Source organism: Streptomyces sp. KR55, from assembly GCF_052245645.1.
In the GTDB taxonomy this organism is placed as follows: Bacteria; Actinomycetota; Actinomycetes; order Streptomycetales; family Streptomycetaceae; genus Streptomyces; species Streptomyces flavusporus.
On sequence record NZ_JBQQCE010000629.1, the window covers coordinates 1 to 4,412 of the forward strand.

The 4,412-nt window shown below is 73.0% G+C and carries 1 protein-coding gene and 2 pseudogenes; 1 reads left to right on the forward strand and 2 read right to left on the reverse strand.

Features of this window, described 5'->3' with window-relative positions; genetic code table 11:
* A pseudogene (gene lhgO / locus ACTWQJ_RS47060) lies at positions 1–979 on the reverse strand (L-2-hydroxyglutarate oxidase); the annotation flags it as partial.
* A 201-nt stretch (positions 980–1,180) separates the two neighbouring features.
* A complete protein-coding gene (locus ACTWQJ_RS47065; protein ID WP_443312516.1) occupies positions 1,181–2,605 on the reverse strand; it encodes an MFS transporter in 1,425 nt (474 codons plus the stop codon).
* Between the two features lie 713 nt (positions 2,606–3,318).
* Between ACTWQJ_RS47065 and ACTWQJ_RS47070 the strand changes: the two are divergent.
* Positions 3,319–4,412, forward strand: a pseudogene (locus ACTWQJ_RS47070) (asparagine synthase-related protein); the annotation flags it as partial.

Genomic DNA, 4,412 nt, shown 5'->3' on the forward strand with positions numbered 1-4,412 from the left:
ACGCCCCCTTCGACACCGACCGCCGCACCTCCCCACCCCCGTACCGCCAGTGCCGCCGCGCCATCCGCCATGCCCCGGGCCAGCTCAGCGCCAGCCCCACCTCACGCGGCCGGATCACCCCCCACCCGTAGCCCTCGCGGGCGAGCGCCGGCACGGCGTTGGGCCCGACGTGCACACCTCCGTCGATCCCGCGCGTGAGATGCACCCCGAGGAACGGAAACGCCGGATCCGGCACCGGGTAGACCAGGCCCCGCACCAGCTCCGGCCGCCCCAGCTCGTAGTACTCGCCCCGGAAGGGAATGATCCGCATCCCCGGGTCGTCCCCAGTCATTCGCGCGATCTCGTCGCAGTACAGCCCGGCGCAGTTCACCAGCACCCTCCCCCGCACGACCGCCCCGTCCGCGGTCCGCACGGCGACCCCCAGTCCCGCCCGCCGGTCGACCCGCAGCACCTGTGCCCCGTACCGGATCTCCGCCCCGGACGCCTCCGCCAGCTGCCGCGCAACGGCGGCGAAGTCGCAGACGCCGGTCGTACCGACATGGATCGCCGCCAGCCCCCGCACCTCCGGCTCGTACTCCGCGATCTGCGCCGTGACCAGCTCCCGTACCGGAATGCCGTTCTCCCGGCCGCGCTGCACGAGCGCGTGCAGCCGGGGCAGCTCCGCCCGCTGCGTGGCGACGATCAGCTTGCCGGTGACGGCGTGCGCGATGCCGTACTCCGCACAGAACTTCACCATCTAGGCCGCGCCCCGCACCGCGTACCGCGCTTTCAGGGAGCCGGGGCGGTAGTAGATCCCGCTGTGGATGACGCCGCTGTTGCGCCCCGTCTGGTGCCGGGCCGGGCCCCGCTCCTTCTCCAGCACCGTCACGTGCGTGCCCGGCGCAGCACGCGTGATCGCATACGCCGTCGACAGACCGACGATCCCGCCGCCGATCACCAGCACGTCGCAGTCGTAGGCGATCTTCCGCACCTGCTCCACCTCCGGCTTCGATAGTGCACTGCGCCACTGACAATGCGCTCAAACCCGCAAGCCGAAGCCATGAGTCCGACGCCCGGCGTGAGGGGCCGCAGGCCCCGAAAGGGGCGCGGGGAACTGCGCGACCAGCCACGGACAACCCGCAGTCCCCAGACCACAGCAATGAGGCAGACGCTATGGAAACCGGCGCCCTCAGCGGAGCGCCTACGCGGGAGCCATCAGCAGCGGGCGGGCCCGCTCCCGCAGCTCCACCACGCGCGGTTCGTCGCCGTACGGCTCCAGACGGTGCAGGAGGTCCTTCACGTACTCGGTGGTCCGTGCGGAGGAGATACGCCCGGCGACCTCGACCGCCCGCACGCCCTGCTCGCAGGCCGCGTCCAGGTTTCCGGACTCCAGTTCGGCGACGGCCGAGACGACGAGCCGCAGGCCGTGGGAGCGGACGTACTCCTCCGTCGGCTTCGACAGCGCCTGCTCGGTGAAGCGGCGAACCTGGCGGGGTGCCTTCAGGTCCCGGTAGCACTCGGCGGCGTCGGCGGCGAAACGGTCGTAGGAGTAGAAGCCGAGCCAGGACGGATCGCTGTCGCCCTCGCGGGACCGTTCCAGCCAGCCCTCGGCGGCCTTCAGGGCCGCTCCGGCCGCCTGGGCGTCGCCCGCGCGCGCATGCGCGCGTGCCTCGACGAGCCGGAAGAAGCTCATGGTGCGGGCCGTGGCCAGTCCCCGGTTGCGCTCCAGCGCGGCCTGGGCGAGGTCGACGCCCTCGTCGCCGAAGCCGCGGTAGGTGGCCTGGAGCGACATGGACGCCAGGACGTATCCCCCGAGGGGGACGTCGGCCGCCGCGCGGGCCAGGCGCAGGGCCTGGATGTAGTAGCGCTGGGCGGCCTCCTGTTGGCCGGTGTCGAAGGCCATCCACCCGGCGAGGCGGGTGAGTTCGGCGGAGGCGCCGAACAGGGCGCGGCCGACCTCGTCGGAGTACGAGCCGAGCAGCAGCGGGGCCGCCTCCACGCGCAGGCACTCCGGCACCATCGACGAACGCCAGTCGCCGCCCCCGTACTTGGAGTCCCAGCGCCTGGCGTCCTCGGCTGCCTCCCGCAGCTTCTGTACGTCGCTGTGGCCGACTTTTAGCGGTGCGCCGGAGCCCTCGGCGGGGTTCGCGTCCCGCGCGACCGAACTGTCGGCCGGGGTTATCAGCCACCGTGAGGCGGGCGTTGCGTAGGCGCTCACTGCGAACGATCCGGCGAGCGACTGCCAGATGCCGCCTGAGCCTGCCCGGCGGCCGGCGAGGTCGAGGCGGTACAGCTCCGTCGCCGACTTCACCGCCTGCCCGACGTCCAGGGGGAAGGCGAGGCCCACCTCGGGTGCGGGGTCCGCGTCCGCCAGGCCTATCTCGTGCAGCGGCACCGGGCGGCCGAGCTTCTGGCCGATGGCGGCCGCGATGAGGTGCGGCGCGGCACCCTGCGGCACCATGCCCTTCGACACCCAGCGCGCCACGGACGTCTTGTCGTAGCGAAGCGTCAACCCGCGTTGTGCGCCGAGGTCGTTGACCCGTCGTGCGAGTCCTGCGTTGCTGATTCCCGCGAGGGCGAGAACGGCGCCGAGCTTTTCGTTCGGCCCGCGTTGCTCCCTGGACATGCGCCACCCCTCGACACAGACGGCTGCCACGCTGGCATAACCACGCGGCATTCGTAAACCCAGCGTAGTTCGCCGCATCCCAAGCGTTAAGGGGCATTCTTCCGGATGGCGGGATTGTGGTCCGTACGCAAGTACGGTCCCGGTACGCACAGTTGTGACGTGCTCCCGTGGCGTGTGGCCGTGCGCCCGTCCGTGCGCTCTTCTCCGGCCATCTCGGGAGCGGTTCCATGGTTGTGCGTGGGTCGGCCCGCTGTACTGGACCAGTGGGCTGGGGGACACCGCCGCCTCAATCCCCGCGGGCGGCGGACCGGTCCGGGGGGCGAACTCCGCCTCCCGGACCGTGCGCTGACCGAGCAGTGTGCAGAGCCTGTACGGAGCGTGTACGAAGCGCTCGCGGTCGACGTGGCGTAGCAGTGAATTGGCCGAAAATCGACCCGGCCGTCTGTGCCTGATTACCGCGTCCACCATGGTGTTTGAGGGCGCGTTGGGGGTTTTCGGGGAGCGTATCGGGGGCGCATTCGCGTCGCAGTTGCCTTGAGCTGTAAGGGTGTTGAGGGCCGTCGGGCCGGCTGCGGGGTCGCACGGGGCGGTGCGCGGGGCGCATTTCGGGGATCACAAGCGGCACTGTCGACGCTCTGGGGCGCGCGCTTCGTGGCAGCATGGGGAACCGGTTCGTACGGTGCACTGGTTGTCCCCAGCCTGTGGAGGCGTCGATGCGGTGGTTGGTGGGATGGAGCAGCACCGCCGCGGGGGCCGCCGGCCTCGGCTCCGCGGGAGCCACCGGCTACGACGGCGAGACCCTGCACCCGGTCGGCTCCCAACTCCTGTGGGGCGACCCCGATCCGCTGTGGGCGGTCGGCGACTGGCGCCCCGACGAGGTGCGGGTGGTCACGGCCGATGCCCAGAGCCGGATCGCGGTGCTCGGCACGTGCGGGGCGTCGGACGAGGAACTGCGGGTCGGGCTGTTCGCCGCGCGCGGAGGGGCACTTCGGCATCTGACGGCCTGGCCGGGCAGCTACACCGCCGTCGTCCAGGTCGGTCGGCGGATCACGGTCTGCGGTGACCTGGCGGGCGCCCGCCCGGTGTTCTACACCCCCTGGGCGGGCGGCACGGCGTACGCGACCGCCGCGCTGCCGCTGGCCGACCTCATCGAGGCCAACCTCGACTTCGGTCACCTCGCGGCCCTGCTGGCCGCCCCCGACGTACCCGCCGCGCTGCAGGACTCCACCCCGTACGACGGCGTGCGGCGCATTCCGCCGGGGCATGCACTGATCCTGCGCGCCGGGGCGCGCGAGATCGCCGGGTACGAGCCGGTGGCCTCCCTCGCCGTCGCGGCGCCGCCCGCCGATCCCGACAGCGCGGTCGGTGCCGTGCGGGACGCGCTCGTCGAGGCCGTACGCGCCCGCCTCGCCGCACCCCGGCACGTCCCCGGCGCCGACATCGACCCCGGGCCCGTGCCCGGCATGGGGCCGGCCGAGCGGCGCGCCGCACGCGGGATGCCGGTGCCCGGCATCGGCGCGGATCTGTCGGGCGGGCCGGCCTCGGGCACCCTCGCCCTGCTGGCGGCGGGGCTGCCCGGGATGCCGGGGACCGTGCTGGGGCACGGCACGGGCGCGGGCGAGCGGCTGCTGGCCGTCACCTTCAACGACCTGGCCGTCGGCGGCCGGGAGGCCGAACTGGAGCGGGCGGGCACCCTGGCCGCCAACCCCCGCCTGCACCACGTGGTGGTGACCGGCGGCGAGGAGACCCTGCCGTACGGCAACCTGGACGGCCCGCTGACGGACGAGCCCGGCCCCAGCCTGGTGAC